General features: G+C 39.3%; 17 protein-coding genes. 7 read left to right on the top strand and 10 right to left on the bottom strand.

Features of this window, described 5'->3' with window-relative positions; genetic code table 11:
- Positions 1–21: 21 nt before the first annotated feature.
- Positions 22–393, bottom strand: coding sequence for a DUF1294 domain-containing protein (locus AC5NT5_RS17850; protein ID WP_335676700.1), 372 nt, complete (start codon positions 391–393; stop codon positions 22–24).
- A gap of 51 nt (positions 394–444) precedes the next feature.
- On the opposite strand from AC5NT5_RS17850, the gene AC5NT5_RS17845 reads away from it, so the two are divergent.
- The gene (locus AC5NT5_RS17845; RefSeq protein ID WP_182711784.1) at positions 445–975 is read left to right on the top strand and encodes a hypothetical protein; all 531 of its coding nucleotides are present in this window, start codon (positions 445–447) and stop codon (positions 973–975) included.
- A gap of 60 nt (positions 976–1,035) precedes the next feature.
- On the opposite strand, the gene AC5NT5_RS17840 is transcribed toward AC5NT5_RS17845, so the two are convergent.
- Positions 1,036–1,578, bottom strand: a complete 543-nt coding sequence (locus AC5NT5_RS17840; RefSeq protein ID WP_335676699.1) for a carboxymuconolactone decarboxylase family protein — start codon at positions 1,576–1,578, stop codon at positions 1,036–1,038.
- Positions 1,579–1,690: 112 nt separating this feature from the next.
- Here AC5NT5_RS17840 and AC5NT5_RS17835 point away from each other — a divergent pair, with 112 nt between their 5' ends.
- The gene (locus AC5NT5_RS17835) at positions 1,691–2,278 is read left to right on the top strand and encodes a TetR/AcrR family transcriptional regulator (RefSeq protein WP_004334521.1); all 588 of its coding nucleotides are present in this window, start codon (positions 1,691–1,693) and stop codon (positions 2,276–2,278) included.
- A 104-nt stretch (positions 2,279–2,382) separates the two neighbouring features.
- On the opposite strand, the gene AC5NT5_RS17830 is transcribed toward AC5NT5_RS17835, so the two are convergent.
- The 5 genes from AC5NT5_RS17830 to AC5NT5_RS17810 all read right to left on the bottom strand — a co-directional run bounded on the left by AC5NT5_RS17830 (position 2,383) and on the right by AC5NT5_RS17810 (position 7,845).
- The gene (locus AC5NT5_RS17830) at positions 2,383–4,503 is read right to left on the bottom strand and encodes a methyl-accepting chemotaxis protein (protein WP_182197178.1); all 2,121 of its coding nucleotides are present in this window, start codon (positions 4,501–4,503) and stop codon (positions 2,383–2,385) included.
- Positions 4,504–4,610: 107 nt separating this feature from the next.
- Positions 4,611–5,828: an organoarsenical effux MFS transporter ArsJ gene (gene arsJ, locus AC5NT5_RS17825; RefSeq protein WP_494513680.1), complete on the bottom strand. Its 1,218-nt coding sequence runs from the start codon at positions 5,826–5,828 to the stop codon at positions 4,611–4,613.
- 24 nt (positions 5,829–5,852) lie between these two features.
- The gene (locus AC5NT5_RS17820; RefSeq protein ID WP_494513679.1) at positions 5,853–6,863 is read right to left on the bottom strand and encodes an ArsJ-associated glyceraldehyde-3-phosphate dehydrogenase; all 1,011 of its coding nucleotides are present in this window, start codon (positions 6,861–6,863) and stop codon (positions 5,853–5,855) included.
- Positions 6,864–6,883: 20 nt separating this feature from the next.
- The gene (locus AC5NT5_RS17815) at positions 6,884–7,240 is read right to left on the bottom strand and encodes a metalloregulator ArsR/SmtB family transcription factor (protein WP_024595411.1); all 357 of its coding nucleotides are present in this window, start codon (positions 7,238–7,240) and stop codon (positions 6,884–6,886) included.
- 176 nt (positions 7,241–7,416) lie between these two features.
- Positions 7,417–7,845, bottom strand: coding sequence for an organic hydroperoxide resistance protein (locus tag AC5NT5_RS17810; RefSeq protein WP_024595412.1), 429 nt, complete (start codon positions 7,843–7,845; stop codon positions 7,417–7,419).
- Between the two features lie 123 nt (positions 7,846–7,968).
- On the opposite strand from AC5NT5_RS17810, the gene AC5NT5_RS17805 reads away from it, so the two are divergent.
- The 3 genes from AC5NT5_RS17805 (at position 7,969) to astB (ending at position 11,540) form a co-directional block, all read left to right on the top strand.
- On the top strand, positions 7,969–8,403 hold the full coding sequence (locus tag AC5NT5_RS17805; protein WP_024595413.1) for a MarR family winged helix-turn-helix transcriptional regulator: 435 nt from the start codon (positions 7,969–7,971) through the stop codon (positions 8,401–8,403).
- Between the two features lie 45 nt (positions 8,404–8,448).
- Entirely contained in the window at positions 8,449–9,555 is a 1,107-nt protein-coding gene (locus AC5NT5_RS17800; protein WP_182737662.1) for an L-dopachrome tautomerase-related protein, read from the top strand.
- Positions 9,556–10,193: 638 nt separating this feature from the next.
- On the top strand, positions 10,194–11,540 hold the full coding sequence (astB, locus tag AC5NT5_RS17795; protein ID WP_004334492.1) for an N-succinylarginine dihydrolase: 1,347 nt from the start codon (positions 10,194–10,196) through the stop codon (positions 11,538–11,540).
- Between the two features lie 286 nt (positions 11,541–11,826).
- Here the strand turns inward: astB and AC5NT5_RS17790 are convergent, their stop codons facing one another.
- Positions 11,827–12,684 (bottom strand): mechanosensitive ion channel family protein, encoded by an 858-nt coding sequence (locus AC5NT5_RS17790; RefSeq protein WP_494513678.1) that lies wholly within the window; start codon positions 12,682–12,684, stop codon positions 11,827–11,829.
- Positions 12,685–12,958: 274 nt separating this feature from the next.
- Between AC5NT5_RS17790 and AC5NT5_RS17785 the strand changes: the two genes are divergently transcribed.
- Both AC5NT5_RS17785 and AC5NT5_RS17780 read left to right on the top strand, forming a co-directional pair.
- Positions 12,959–13,639, top strand: coding sequence for an SDR family oxidoreductase (locus tag AC5NT5_RS17785; protein WP_024597442.1), 681 nt, complete (start codon positions 12,959–12,961; stop codon positions 13,637–13,639).
- Between the two features lie 48 nt (positions 13,640–13,687).
- Positions 13,688–14,368: an SDR family oxidoreductase gene (locus AC5NT5_RS17780; protein WP_182738713.1), complete on the top strand. Its 681-nt coding sequence runs from the start codon at positions 13,688–13,690 to the stop codon at positions 14,366–14,368.
- 132 nt (positions 14,369–14,500) lie between these two features.
- On the opposite strand, the gene AC5NT5_RS17775 is transcribed toward AC5NT5_RS17780, so the two are convergent.
- The gene (locus AC5NT5_RS17775; RefSeq protein ID WP_004587014.1) at positions 14,501–14,764 is read right to left on the bottom strand and encodes a Txe/YoeB family addiction module toxin; all 264 of its coding nucleotides are present in this window, start codon (positions 14,762–14,764) and stop codon (positions 14,501–14,503) included.
- Entirely contained in the window at positions 14,757–15,011 is a 255-nt protein-coding gene (locus tag AC5NT5_RS17770) for a type II toxin-antitoxin system Phd/YefM family antitoxin (RefSeq protein ID WP_273605234.1), read from the bottom strand. Before AC5NT5_RS17770 ends, AC5NT5_RS17775 begins: the two co-directional genes overlap by 8 nt.
- Positions 15,012–15,050: the final 39 nt, after the last annotated feature.

Raw genomic sequence — 15,050 nt, 5'->3', positions numbered from 1 at the left:
TATTAAAGGCATAATTTTAAACTACCCCAAATAATATAATAAACTCCCCACAGCCCCTACATTTATTAAAATACATAACCACAACACCACTATAAAACGTCGCTTTTGTGATTTATGACGAAGTAATTGTTGAGCAAGTAATGCCCCCGGCCATCCTCCAAATAATGCAAGTAGTTGCAGTGTGCGCTCTGGCGTGCGGTTTACTTTTTTATGTGAAGAGCGCTTAGCTTGTCGCTTATCCCACGCGTACATTAAAAAAGTGATAGCACTTAATACACTTATATAACCAGGTACATATATAGGTATATAAACAGGTAAGTATTGCAGTATGTAAGCCTGCCAAATGGCGGCTAAATAAAGTAATGAGAATGTGATTAATATTTTCTTTATCAATTAATTATCGCCTATACTTGGCATTGGTATTACAAAAACAAGAGCCAAATTATGACATATTTTAAAGCGATATTCTTAGTCTTATGCTTATTAACATTTAGTAGCTATGCATCCGATACATCCACCAACCTTGATAAAGAACTTGCCGTATTTAAGCCCTATTTAGGAACTTGGCAGGCTGACTTTAAAGTACCTGAAGGTGCTAAAAAAATACAAGATGTTGGCCGTTGGGAGCGTGCTTTAAACGGTAAAGCGATACATACCAAGCACTCTATTAATGAAGGTGAGTATGGCGGCGAGTCGATGATTTTTTACGACAGTAAAAAAGAGTCTTTGGTATTTTACTATTTCACAACAGCAGGGTTTTATACAAAAGGGACTATGAAAGTCCTCAGCCCCACTCAATTTGTAGCTTATGAAGATGTAACTGGTAGCCAAGATGGTATTACAAAGGTTAAATCGATGAGTGAACTAAAGGACGATAAATTTCTTGTATCGACCTCTTACCTTAAAAAGGGTGAGTGGACAAAGCCCGAACAACGTATTTATACACGCAGTACAAAAACGGTTAAGTTTAAATAGCTGTGATTTAAAAGTACAAAAGGCAGCCTAGGCTGCCTTTTGTCATTTATAAAACCGTATTTATTTTACGTATTTTTTAAATGCAGCGTCTACTGGTGTATCAGCAAGGTGATTAGTGTAGTTGCTCATTACTTTTTGAGACAAGCCTACAATAATTTCAAGTAGCTGTTGCTTAGCGTAACCTGCGGCAAAGAATTTTTCGATTTGCTCATCGCTGATCACGCCACGTTCACGTGTCATTGCAAGTGTAGTTTCACGAAGAGTTTCTAGCTTAGGGTTTTCAAGTGGTGTTTTGTTAACAAGTGCGTCAACAATACCTTGATCAACCTTCATTGCCGCTGCAATGCCACTGTGAGCAGGAACACAGTAATGACATTCATGCTCTACGTTAATTGATTGCCATACTACTGTTAGCTCTTCTGCGTTGAACGATGTTTTTTGAAACAACTCATGCAGTACTTGGTAACCTTTAAGTAATGTTGGTGCTTCAGCCATTACTGTATGTAAGTTAGGAAGCATACCAAATGCTGCTACTGAATCAGCTAGTAACGGTTTTGCTTCTTCTGGTGCGTTTTCTTGAGTGTATAAAGTAAATTCGGCCATGGTTAGCTCCTAATAATTAATAGTTTTAAGTAACTTCGAGACACATAGTATTTGATTTTGAGCGACTGTTCAAGTTAAAATTGAGCAAATGTTCAAATTGATTGAGAATGATATGGCTAATAAGGTTAAATTTGAACGCGAGAATGTAGTTCGCGTTGCTAGTCAGCTATTTTGGCAAAAAGGTTTTCATGCAACCTCAACGCGTGACTTACAAGAAGCAGTTAATATGCGCCCGGGTAGTATTTACTCTGCGTTTGGCTCTAAAGAAGGTCTATATTGCGAATCGCTGAAAGATTACACCGTACAAATGAAAACCCAAATAGAAGGGTTTTTATCAAGTGCCGATACAGTACTTGGTGGATTACGTGCGTTTGTTGAAAACGTGGTAATTAAAACAAAAGATTGCAGCCCAAGCGCTATTTGTATGCTAGTTAAAGCAAACAGCGAGTTTGCAGAAAAAGACTCAAACCTGTATGAGCTAAGCTTAGATTTAACGGCTCAATTTGAAGCTTATTTAACGCAATTATTTAACCAAGCAATAAACAAAGGTGAGTTAAGTAACACGTTGACCGCTGTTGAATATGCGCGCTTTTTTCAAGTGCAATTTACAGGTTTACGCGGTTATTTTAATCGTCCTAATGTAGAGCAATTTGCTGAGCCAATGATCAACCAAATGTTTATGTTGATTAAAAAGTTATAAATAGCAGTTATCTAGCATTCTCAACAAGTTACATTTATTCTACTAAATAAAAATGGCCAGTATTAACTGGCCATTTTTTTTGTGCTTAAAACTTAATTTGTAAGTTACGTTTTAAGCTTATTAAGTTCATTATCTTGCTGGGCAACGAGTGCATTAAGCGCTTCGCTGCTATCCCCTGCTTGTGTAGATAAGTCAGCAAGTTGCGATGCGGCATCAGATATAAGCGTTAAATTACGGTTTATTTCTTCAGTTACTAAACTTTGCTCTTCAGCAGCAGTTGCAATATGTGTAATTTGATTGGTTATTTCATCAACTTTAACAACAACACTGTGCAGAGCATCAAAAGCTACTGATGTTTCATCAACGGCATTTTGTGCACGTACTACGCCTTTTTCAATAACGGTAGATGCGTTACCTACTTCAGATAATAAACTATCAATTAGCTGGCTTATGTCGTCTGTTGATGAACGCGTTTTAGAAGCAAGTGCACGTACTTCATCGGCAACAACGGCAAAGCCGCGTCCATGTTCACCAGCGCGCGCAGCTTCAATAGCAGCGTTAAGTGCAAGTAAATTTGTTTGTTCTGAAATAGTACGAATTACATCTAATATTTGCGTAATGTCTTTACTACGCGAAGCAACTTTTTCAACGGCTTGGTTAGCTTCTTTAATTTCTTCAGACATCGTTTTAACTTGCGTCATCGCTGATGATAAGCTCGATTCACTGCTTACTACCAAGCTATTTATTTCATCGGCTTGTTGGGCTGATTGCTCTGATGCTCTGGCGACTTCAAGTGCTGTTGCGCTCATTTCGTTCATAGCCGTTACCACACTTTCAATTTCTTGAAATTGAGATTGCACATTATGCTTTGTATCAATAGCTATGTGTTGTGCTATTTCGCCTTGCTGCTTGGTTTGATCAGACACCGTTTTAAGCTCAGAAATTAAATCACGTAGCTTTGCTAAAAATCGATTAAACCCACCAGCTAATGCAATAAGCTCTGCGTGACTATCAACATGCAATGTATGTGTTAAATCACCTTCAGAACTTGCTAAGTTATCTACACGTTGTTGAATTTGTTGTAGCGGCGCTATTACACCTGCTATTACTAATTTCATAATAACAAAAGCAACCACAGCAATTACTAAGCCTGTTATTAAAATAATAAATCTGAGTGATGTTGCTGTTTCTTGCATGTTTTTTTCTAGCGCTTCAGGCCCTGCAAGTGCTAGTTCTGTAGGTACTTCTATGATTAATGACCACTGAGTGTTAGCTAGTTTTATATTAATTGGGTAGTTAACTAAATACTCGCTAGGCGTTTTAAAGAGACCATGTTGGCCTTTAAATTTAACCAGCTCACTGTAAGTGTTGCTACTAACCGCTTCTTTAAATGGGCGGCCTAATTTAGATTTATAGTGACTGCTGCCTACAATTAAACCTATATCACTTAAAAGTGTTACTTTTGCTTGGCCGTTGTAAAGCTCGCTCGACAGCTTTTCGGTCAAGCCCTGAAAAGTTGGGAGCGTTAAATCAACGCCAGCTAAACCAATAAACTGACCTGACTTTAAAATAGGCACAGTTAACGAAGTTAGCATTACTGAGTCGCCCGATGGGATTTCGTATAAATACGGTTCCATAATACAAGGCTTAAGCGTGTCTTTTGCACACAAATACCAATGCGCTTCACGAATACCAAATTCATTTAAAGAGGTAATATATTTATCGGCAGCATTAGCTACTTTTTGCTGTTCAATTACGCCGTTTTGGTCGCGAGTAATATACACCTCTAAGGTGCCATTACCATTAACCGAATGTTTGTAACCTTGTTTAAAGCTCGAATCTTGCCCATCAAAAGCATTAGGCTCAAATTGCGAATATATAGAAGAAAGCAGAGTATTTTGCTCTAACATCGAGCGGTTAATACTTACTACCGTATCGCGGCTCAGGGTTTCGCTTTTGGCTGCGTCACCTAATAAAGCCGCTAATGAATAAGGAATGCGGTAAGCTTCATTAATAAAGCCTGCAATTTTTTCTCCGTATCCAGCTGCATGAGCATTAAGCTTTTCTTCTACTTCTACAGTAATGTACTCTTCAGATTTAGTCGCTAACTGCTTATTACTTGATGATAACTGCCACCACAAAACGCCTGATAACACTAGTACAGTTATAAATATACTACCGACACTAAGCCAGAGTAACTTTTTTGCTAACGATATTTCTCGCATTCATTACACCCTTTAAATTAAAACTACTGATACAGTTTAGTAGATCTAACCGACGAAGCTATGAATATCGTTAAACAAATTGAATTTAATACAATACGTTGGATTTTTTAAAGTTTAGCTAACCGTGCTGTTGTAATTGCGGCTAAAAATAATAAACACACACTTACCCATAAACACGCACTAAGCCCATATACTTGAAAAACCCAACCAGAAAGCACCGTACCAAGCAAACGCCCTATCGCATTGGCCATATAATAAAAGCCAACGTCTAGTGACACCCCATCATTTTTAGCAAAACTTACTATTAAGTAACTATGCAGCGATGAATTTACAGCAAATACTCCACCAAAAATAAGTAAGCCTATTACAAGCGTAAAATGTACCGCTATATCCAATTGCATCAACAACGCCAAAATGCCAGTTACACCACTTAATAAAGCAACCCACCAGTATGCTTTTTTGACCGAATGTGAAGTTGAATCACCTTGCCCAGTTATTCGCGGTGCTTGCGATTGCACCAGCCCATAAGCAATTACCCACGAAGCCATAAAACCGCTGACCCACCAATGATCCCAGTTAAACTGAGCGGCTAAGTAAACAGGTAGTGCAACTACAAACCATACATCGCGCGCTGCAAACAAGCATAAACGCGCTGCGCTAAGTAAGTTAATTGCCCGCGATTTAGAAAATAATTCTTTAAACTTAGGTTTGTTTTTAGCTTTACCAATATCGCCTTTTAAAAAAATTAAACTAATAACCCACGCAACACTAAGTAAAATAATTAGACTTATTAATGCCCCCACAAAACCAAATACAGTTAGTAATAAGCCGCCTAAAAAAAAGCCCACCCCTTTTAAAGCATTTTTAGAGCCGGTAAGTATGGCAATCCATTTATATAATTGGCTTTGCCCTGCATCGTCTTGCGGTACTAAATACTTAATGGCACTCTTTGCACTCATTTTATTTAAGTCTTTTGCTATGCCACTCAGTGCTTGCGCTGCCATAACATAGGCAACGGTTAGCCAATCCCCTGGCACGCAAAGCATAGCTAAAGCGACAAGTTGTAGCCCAAGCCCTACATTCATGGTTTTGTTCAACCCTAAATGCGCGCCAAGCCAACCACCTACTAAATTGGTGATCACCCCAAATATTTCATAAAACAAAAACAACATGGCTATCGCAAATGCGCCATAACCCAACTGATGAAAATACAGCACCACCAACATGCGTAGCGCACCATCAGTTAAAGTAAATGCCCAATAGTTACCAGTAATTATTAAATATTGTTTTATAGAGCTCGGTAAGTTAGCCAACTGCGCAAACATAGCGTTAAACCTTTTTAAACGAGATTAAACCAAATCACTTTGTGCAACTTTTAGCATTAGCTCAGCAGTACGGTTTGCATAACCCCACTCGTTATCGTACCAAGCGTATAGTTTAAGTTGAGTGTTGTTAATGACCATGGTTGAAAGCGCATCAATAGTGCAGCTGCGCGGATCTGTTTTGTAATCTATAGATACAAGCGGCTTTTCTTCGTAGCCTAAAATACCTTGTAGCTCGTTATTTGCAGCGTCTTTAAACCACGTGTTTACTTCACTTTGTGTAACACCTCGCTCGAGCTCAAAAACACAATCAGTAATTGATGCGTTAGTAAGAGGTACGCGCACGGCATGGCCGTTTAATTTACCTTTAAGCTCAGGAAAAATATGCGTAATAGCCGTTGCACTACCGGTTGTAGTAGGAATTAAACTTGTACCGCATGAACGCGCACGTCGTAAATCTTTATGAGGGGCATCAATAATCGTTTGAGTATTAGTAATGTCGTGAATAGTAGTCATTGAGCCGTGTTTAATGCCCACTTTTTCTTGCAGTACTTTTACTATTGGCGCTAAACAGTTAGTAGTACAAGAGGCGGCTGTAACAATGTTATGCTCACTTGGGTTATAAAGATCATCGTTTACACCCATTACTACATTTAAAATACCGTCTTCTTTTACAGGTGCGGTTACCACAACACGCTTAACACCTTGCACTAAATATTGATTTAACAGCTCTGTGGTTTTCATTTTACCGCTGGCTTCTATTACTACATCGCAATCAGACCAATCAGTTTCGTTTATGGCTTTGTTGTTGGTAACTGCAATCGTATGCTTACCCACACTAAAGCTATTATCATCACTAGAAACCTGTTGTGCTAAGCGCCCGTGTACTGAGTCAAACTCAATTAAATGTGCGTGGGTTTTAGCATCGCCCGCTACATCATTTACTTTAATAAACTCTATTTCTGGCCAATCAACTGCTGCACGCAGAGTTAAACGTCCCATACGGCCAAAACCGTTAATACCTACTTTAATAGTCATAATTAAATACCTTTAATAAGTTAGTTACAGCAGCTAGTAATACGTTCAGGGCGATTACCCATAACATTTAAGCGCGTTAAATCGTTTTCATAAAATGAAGGGTTAGCAGTAAGCGTTTGCGTTAATACATTTTTAGCCCACTCTGGTAGGGCTTTATTAATACTGTAATAAACCCATTGATTTTGTTTACGGTCGCTCAACAATCCGCATTGTCTTAACTGCGCTAAATGGCGAGACACTTTAGGCTGGCTTAGCTCAAGTGCAGTAACCAGTTCGCATACACATAGCTCTTCTTGATGGCTAATGAGCAGCATTGCTTTTAAACGCGTATCGTCCGCTAGGCATTTATAAAATTGAAGTGGGTTGAATTGTTCCATATTGTCCTCGCAGTTTTATTGCACATACAATAAAACAAAAACAGAATATATGGAATAGTGAATATATGATTTTTTGTATATTTATTTAACGACTCATTTTTATTAAACTCCACGCACAAAAAAGCCCAGTGGCAAAACCACTGGGCTATTACAGTATTAGTTAACTTAGCAATTAATTAAATAACTGAAAGCTCTACTTCAATATTGCCACGTGTTGCGTTTGAATATGGACATACTTGGTGCGCTTTATCTACAAGCTCCTGCGCTGCAGCTTTATCCATATCACCTAGTGATACAGCAAGTTTTACTGCAATACCAAAACCGCCTTCAATCGCGCCAATAGATACTTGTGAGTCAATATGTGTGTCGCTTGGTAAATCTATTTTTTCGCTACCTGCTACAAATTTTAGTGCGCCAATAAAACACGCGGCATAACCTGCGGCAAATAATTGCTCAGGGTTAGTACCTTGACCGTCGTCTCCGCCTAAACCTTTAGGTGTTGATAAATTTACATCTAAACGACCATCATCAGATTTAGCTACGCCTTCGCGGCCGCCAGTTGCAGTTGCTTTTGCTGTATAAGCTACGTTTTGTAATACATTCATAATGAACTCCAAAGTTTAGTAATTAATTTAGTTTGTATGCAAAATAATAGAACAAGTAATTAGAGATTGCAAATACTTTGCATGCAAATTAAAATACCATGTATCGAAATAAAGGATAACGTTATGCCGTTTGAGCAATTAAAGTTAAAAAATCAGTTATGTCATCGGTTATATATGGCATCTAACAGCATTGCGCGTGCGTATCGCGAGCCTTTAAACGAGCTAAATTTAACTTATCCGCAATACGTAGTAATGATGGCGCTGTGGGAGCAAGACGAAATAACAATTGCAGAGCTAATAGATAAAACCGCGATAGATGGCGGTGCAATGACCCAAATACTCAAAAAAATGAGCGACAAATCATTACTGGCTGTTATTAAAGATGAGCACGACAAACGCAAACGCCTAGTTCAGCTAACCAAGCATGGCCAATCACTTAAGTTAAAAGCAGCCGATATTCCTAAAAATATTTTATGTAAATTTGATAGTGTAGATGCAACACAAGCGAAACAGTTGATGCAGCTGCTCGATTTAGTAGTAAACGACTTAGCCGATTAGGCTCTTAATTTTTAAACAATAAACGTGTTTTAAAAGGTTTTAAAAATGACTCATATTAAAAAACTACTATTAGCAGCGGCGTGTAGCACGGCACTTTTAGGTAGCAACGCTGTATCTGCTAACACCGCTGGCCAAAATGCTGATTTAAAAACAGTAGCCACATTTGATGCGCAGCACCCTCCGGGCAACATTGCTATTACCCCATCGGGCAGAAAGTTTTTATCTGTGCATGGCTTTTTTGGCCAAAAGCAAAAAATTATGGAGCTTTTAAGCGATGGTACAACTAAGCCCTATCCTAATGAAGAGTGGGCATACGCGTACAATAACGGTAAAGGTTTTTACGACGTACTTGGCATAAACGTATCAAGCGATGGTGTATTATGGATGCTCGACACTTCAGGGCCCGATCACGCTGGGCGCTTAGTAGGTTGGGATACAAACAAAGAGCAACTACATAAAATCATTTATCTGGCTAAACCAACCATTACCGACACCTCGTTTTTAAACGATTTAGTCATCGATAATAAACATGGCGTTGTATACATTGCCGACACAGCCCAAGGCAGCCAAGCCGCTATTATTACGGTAAACCTTAAAACAGGTGTCGCACGCAGAGTGTTACAAAATAGCCATTACACCACCGCCGAAAATATCGATATGGTTATTGATGGGCGCATAATGAGCCTTGGCGGACAACCAGCCCGCTTAGGTGTTAACCCTATTACGCTTGACCCTAACGAAGATTGGCTTTACTTTGGCTCAATGTCGGGTACATCGGTTTACCGCATTGCCACCAGCGATATAAATAACGAGAGCCTTTCGGCTAAAGCGCTTGAAGACAAAGTTACGCGTTACGGCACTAAGCCAATTTCAGACGGTATTATTGTTGATGGCGGCGGTAACATATATGTAACCGACATAACCAATGGCGCAATTGGCGTAGTTAAACCCACTGGCAACTACGAAGTATTATTTAAGGACGAACGCTTAAGCTGGCCTGATGGCTTTAGCTACGGAGCCGATCATAAAATATACTTTACCGTTGACGATTTACATAATTCGCCTGTACTTAATAATGGCAAAAATCAAAGCCACGGTAAGTTTAAAGTAATGTCGTTCGAGCCTTTAGTCAAAGGAAAAGTAGGCCGCTAATTTACTTTTTAAGTGACTACATTTTTTAAAAAGCCTTGCACATTTAAGTGACCCAATAGTTGCAGGGCTTTTTTGTTAAAAACACACCACACTGGTGCATATTTTAAAAATACTTCACCTCTTTGGTGCTAATCCTTAAGTATGTATTTACACTTAAATACTAAATACCTGATTTATATTCATAAAATATTCAAGTTAATGTTGGCATACTTCTTCCAATAAACTGATGTGTTCAGTGAAAATACCAAGGAAAAACCATGTTCAACTTATACCATACCCTTTACCTTTTATGGCGTTTAGACATTAGCGTTTGGCAAGTTAATGATCCAACAAATACCCATACCACCGCTGACAAAGAGCGCGTCTATGTTAAGTAACATCGTATTGTGTAAAGGCTTGGCATAAAGCTTAAATGTAAAAACCTACTTTAGGCTAAGCTTTTGCACACTATGAAATTTATGTGTACATTTTAATTAAACTTCAAATTAATCGTTCAATATAAAAACAACCTCCTTGTAATAAACTCCACATTTAAAAACGTCGAAAAAATTAGTAAAAACACTGCGTTTATAACTTTGCAAGCAGCCCTAATGCGTTGTATTGTTGCATCCTATTGAAAATTTTTAGTTGGAACGTGTATGCACGCTTTGGAAGTTAATTTTGATGGCTTAGTTGGCCCTACTCACAACTACGCTGGTTTATCGTATGGTAATGTTGCCTCGTTAAATAACGCAGCAAGCTTTTCAAATCCTCAAGAGGCTGTGCTTCAAGGCCTTGAAAAAATGAAAGCCATGCACGACAAAGGCCTAACTCAAGGTGTATTTGCCCCTCATGCGCGCCCCGACTTAAACGTACTGCGCCGCTTAGGCTTTACCGGTAACGATGCACAAGTAATTCACAAAGCATTTAAAGCAGATCCTATTTTATTACGCGCGTGTTATTCAGCGTCAGCAATGTGGACAGCAAATGCAGCTACGGTATCGCCATCTCCTGATACAACCGACGGCAAAGTACATTTTACTTCAGCTAATTTAAATAATAAGTTTCATCGTTCATTAGAGCCTGCAACCACTACGCGCTTATTAAAAGCGATGTTTAATAACGACAAATACTTTGCGCATCATACCCATTTACCCGACCAAGGCTTTTTTGGCGACGAAGGTGCAGCAAACCATACTCGTTTTTGTGACAGCCACGGCGAGCAAGGCCTTGAAATGTTTGTATTTGGTGCCAGCGCGTTTAACAGCCAATTACCAAAACCAGCTAAATTTCCTGCAAGGCAAACACTCGAAGCCTCAGAAGCAATTTGTCGCTTACATAACTTAAAGGATTCAAGCCAAATTTTACTACAGCAAAATCCAGACGTAATAGACCAAGGCGTGTTTCATAACGATGTAATTGCAGTAGGTAACGCCAATGTATTACTGTGCCACCAGCAAGCATTTTTAAACCAAGCTTTGGCACTGCAAGATATTCGCGAAGCGTATGTGGGCAATAAAGAATTTTACATTATTGAAGTACCTACCGATAAAGTAAGCATTACCGACGCTGTAAGTAGCTATTTATTTAACAGCCAGCTAGTGAGCCTTGAAGATGGTTCAATGCTGTTAGTGGCACCACAAGAGTGTAAACGCAACAGCGCGGTTAACGCCTACATTGAAGAAATGATTATGGCTGATAACCCAGTAAACCAAGTGCAGTTTTTTGATTTACGCCAAAGTATGCAAAATGGTGGCGGCCCAGCTTGCTTGCGTTTACGTGTAGCCCTTAACGAGCAAGAACTTGCTGCAGTAAACCCTGAGGTTATTTTAACTGATACTAAATACACACAACTGTGTGACTGGGCAAAACGTAACTACCGCGACAAATTAGGCGCAAGTGACTTTGCAGATTCAGCCCTACTCACCGAAAGCTACCAAGCACTTGATGAGCTAACGCAGCTACTTAATTTAGGCTCAGTGTACGACTTTCAATTAGAAGGTTAATACCTTAGCCTACACAAAGGCTAATACAAAAATAGCGAGCAAAGGCTCGCTATTTTTATTCGTGTTTATGCTACTAGAATTTAAACGTCTTTATTATACCAATTCGCTTAATTAAGTGATCTATTTTGAGGCTGGAAAAACGTGTTGATAACTAGGCAAAAAATTCGCTATTCAGTTGTTCTCGGCAATTGCTCCTGCATTGCTCTACCTTCTGCATCCATGCAGTCGTAAATGAGAATTTTTTACGCAGGTAGCGACACGTTTAGCCCCGTAAAATGATTAAGTATTATTGCGGGTTGGTATTAACCGTTACTGCCGACGCCATAGACTCAGATATATGCAGCGTACGCTGCGGAAACGGAATACTCAGCCCAGCACCTTCAATAGCTTCTTTAACACGTTTATTTAAATCCCACACAGTTTGCCAATAATCACCATTAACAGCCCACGCACGTAATTGAATGTTTACTGCGCTTTCGCCTATTGATGTCACCATTACTTTAGGTGCAGGCTCTGCGAGTAATCGGCTCTCTGATGCGGCTAATTCTTTAAGTACATCTAAGCCAACATCAATAGAGTCGGCATACGAAATACCCACCACTATGTCCATTCGTCTTTTGCCATTACGGGTAAAGTTTTTAATATTACCACCCCACACTTTGCCGTTAGGCGATGCTATATAAAGACCGTCGGTGGTTTTAAAAATAGTGGTAAATAGGTTGATTTCACTCACAGTACCAAGTGTGCCACTGGCATCAACAAAGTCGCCTATTTTAAAAGGTCTGAGTATTAGCAGCATAATACCCGCAGCAATATTGCTCAGCGTATTTTTAAGGGCTAAACCAATCGCTAAACCCGCAGCGCCCATTAGCGCAATTAAGCTTGCCGTATTAACGCCAAAAATATCTAAAATAAATAGCCCGCCAATTATATAAACTAAATAACCAACAATACTCGATAAAAGCGGGAGTAGCGTACTATCTACTCTTTTTAATGGCGATTTAGAGTTTTTAATCGCTTTTTTAACCGAGCGTGCAATTAAGGCACTCGCAACTAAAATCACCAACGCTAAAATCACTTTGTACCCTAAAGTGATGATTGTTTCTGAATGGCTTTGCCAAAACGCTAAAAGCTTATCTTTCATGTTTGTTCCGATAAATGTGGCTGAAACTCAGCAAAATAATGGTTAAATCTAATAAAACCGACTTCAAAAGAAGTGGCGCGAGTATATAGAATAAAAAATTTAAACCTATCTTTTTTAATCACTTATTTCAACTTTAAAAATACCGTTAAAACTATGGTTTTTGATACGTAGAGCCCACCTATTTACGGCTAATTTATAGCGCCTATTCAATATAGGTTAATCGTTTATTGGTATGGTTATTTTAAGCTTTCAAGGTTCACAAAAGAGGTTATCTATGGGAAAAGAGAAAATTGTACTCATAACCGGCGCTTCAAGTGGTATTGGCGAAGCAACCGCAAAAATGTTGGTTAACAATGGTCATAAAGTAATACTTACCGCTAGACGCGAAGATAAATTAACTGAATTAGTCGAGTCATTGGGCTCAGATAACGCCATTAGCGTAGCCGCAGATGCAACCGACTTTACCGCGCTTGAAAACGTAGTTGCTAAAGGCATTGAAAAATTTGGTCGTTTAGATGTTGCCTTTGCTAATGCAGGTAAAGGGCTAGACACTTTAGGGGTTGAAGAAGGCGACCCCAATGAGTGGTCAACCATGATCGACATAAACATTAAAGCCCTACTGTGGACTGCAAAACTAACAATGCCGCATTTACGCCAAAGCAAAGGACACTTTATTATTACTAGCTCAGCAACTGGTCGCAGAGCTGTTAAAGGCTCTATATACGGTGCAAGCAAATGGTTTACTTATGGTTTTTCTCAAAACCTAGCACAAGAAATTAGTGAATGGGATGGGCGTTGTACAACCATCACCCCTGGCGCTGTAAATACCCCTTTTACTGATGAAGCAAGACCTGACAAGTTATACCCGCAAGATGTTGCCGATGCTGTGCTATTTGCCATTGAGGCAAATCAGCGTAATAACATCAGAGAAATACATTTAAGACCCACTCATTAGTAAAACTATTCTCATAATTTTGAATATGTAAACATAGGAGAAATAATCATGGCGAAAGAAAAAATAGTCCTCATTACAGGTGCTTCAAGCGGTATTGGCGAAGCAACCGCAAAAACGCTGGTTAACAATGGCCACAAAGTCATTTTAACCGCCAGAAGCGAAGACAAATTAACTAAATTAGTTGAATCATTAGGCTCAAATAACGCACTTAGCGTAGCTGCAGATGCCACAGACTTTACCGCACTTGAAAACGTAGTAACAAAAGGCATTGAAAAGTTTGGCCGATTGGATGTAGCCTTTGCTAACGCAGGCATGGGTGTTTCAACCGCTGGCACCGAAAAAGGTGACCCAGATGAGTGGTCAACCATGATTGACATAAACATTAAAGCCCTACTGTGGACTGCAAAATTAACCCTGCCGCATATACGCCAAAACAAAGGTCACTTTATATTAACCAGCTCTGCCGCTGGCCGTAAGCCAATTGGCGGCTCTATTTACGGTGCCACTAAATGGTTTGCTTATGGCTTTGGACAAAACTTAGCTGAGGAAATGAGCGAATGGAATGGCCGCTGCACAACCATAGCACCAGGCATGGTAAACACCCCATTTTTTGATGAAGCTAAACCCGACAAACTCGACCCACAAGATGTAGCCGACGCCGTACTGTTTGCTATTGAAGCAAACCAGCGCAACAGCGTACGCGAGATTTATTTAATGCCAACTAATTAAATGTTGCTTGGTTAAATTTGAGCTGTCAGGTTTAATGCCAATGGCGTTAAACCTGATGGTTACTTGTGCTAAATAACGGCAAGATAGAATGAAGAATTTAAGATGGGTGTCTTGTTTATTTATCTTGTTTAGTTAGTAATGGTAACGGCACGAGATAACTGTAATTGCTGTATCATCCACGGCGTATACCAAACGATTTGTATCATCTATTCTACGAGACCAGAAGCCTGAAAGATTTTCTTTGAGGGGTTCCGGTTTTCCAATCCCATCAAATGGAGAACGCTTAACATCGACAATTAGCTTATTTATACGTTTCAAGGTTTTCTTATCTTGAGTCTGCCAGTAGACGTAACTATTCCAAGCTTCATCAGTCCATGATAATAACCTGTTACTCATCAATAAGTTCTCGTGGAGTCGTTTTGCCCGCTTTAAACTGCGCAATTGAACGGTTTAAATGTTCAGCGTTCGCTGGAGAGCGAAGTAAATGAACAGTTTCCATAAGGCTGTTGTAGTAATCTAATGACATTACAACCGCATCTTCAGTGTCACGACGAGTGATTACTGTCGTATCTGCATCATTAATTACGTTATCCAAAACGGTTTTTAGACTATTTCGGGCTTCGGTAAAAGAGACTATTCTCATTTTGCACCTCACTTGTACATTATATAAGACAAGTTTAGC

This window comes from Pseudoalteromonas sp. J2K-J599, from assembly GCF_059295115.2.
The sequence above is the reverse complement of the archived record's forward strand: the minus strand, read 5'-3'. Positions and strand labels throughout refer to the sequence as shown.

Coding starts and splice junctions, on each gene's coding strand:
- AC5NT5_RS17800 (WP_182737662.1), top strand. CDS start 8,449: ATGACTCATATTAAAAAACTACTATTAGCAGCGGCGTGTAGCACGGCA.
- AC5NT5_RS17840 (WP_335676699.1), bottom strand. CDS start 1,578: ATGGCCGAATTTACTTTATACACTCAAGAAAACGCACCAGAAGAAGCA.
- AC5NT5_RS17775 (WP_004587014.1), bottom strand. CDS start 14,764: ATGAGTAACAGGTTATTATCATGGACTGATGAAGCTTGGAATAGTTAC.
- AC5NT5_RS17815 (WP_024595411.1), bottom strand. CDS start 7,240: ATGGAACAATTCAACCCACTTCAATTTTATAAATGCCTAGCGGACGAT.
- AC5NT5_RS17805 (WP_024595413.1), top strand. CDS start 7,969: ATGCCGTTTGAGCAATTAAAGTTAAAAAATCAGTTATGTCATCGGTTA.
- AC5NT5_RS17790 (WP_494513678.1), bottom strand. CDS start 12,684: ATGAAAGATAAGCTTTTAGCGTTTTGGCAAAGCCATTCAGAAACAATC.
- AC5NT5_RS17770 (WP_273605234.1), bottom strand. CDS start 15,011: ATGAGAATAGTCTCTTTTACCGAAGCCCGAAATAGTCTAAAAACCGTT.
- AC5NT5_RS17780 (WP_182738713.1), top strand. CDS start 13,688: ATGGCGAAAGAAAAAATAGTCCTCATTACAGGTGCTTCAAGCGGTATT.
- arsJ (WP_494513680.1), bottom strand. CDS start 5,828: ATGTTTGCGCAGTTGGCTAACTTACCGAGCTCTATAAAACAATATTTA.
- AC5NT5_RS17835 (WP_004334521.1), top strand. CDS start 1,691: ATGGCTAATAAGGTTAAATTTGAACGCGAGAATGTAGTTCGCGTTGCT.
- AC5NT5_RS17845 (WP_182711784.1), top strand. CDS start 445: ATGACATATTTTAAAGCGATATTCTTAGTCTTATGCTTATTAACATTT.
- astB (WP_004334492.1), top strand. CDS start 10,194: ATGCACGCTTTGGAAGTTAATTTTGATGGCTTAGTTGGCCCTACTCAC.
- AC5NT5_RS17785 (WP_024597442.1), top strand. CDS start 12,959: ATGGGAAAAGAGAAAATTGTACTCATAACCGGCGCTTCAAGTGGTATT.
- AC5NT5_RS17830 (WP_182197178.1), bottom strand. CDS start 4,503: ATGCGAGAAATATCGTTAGCAAAAAAGTTACTCTGGCTTAGTGTCGGT.
- AC5NT5_RS17810 (WP_024595412.1), bottom strand. CDS start 7,845: ATGAATGTATTACAAAACGTAGCTTATACAGCAAAAGCAACTGCAACT.
- AC5NT5_RS17820 (WP_494513679.1), bottom strand. CDS start 6,863: ATGACTATTAAAGTAGGTATTAACGGTTTTGGCCGTATGGGACGTTTA.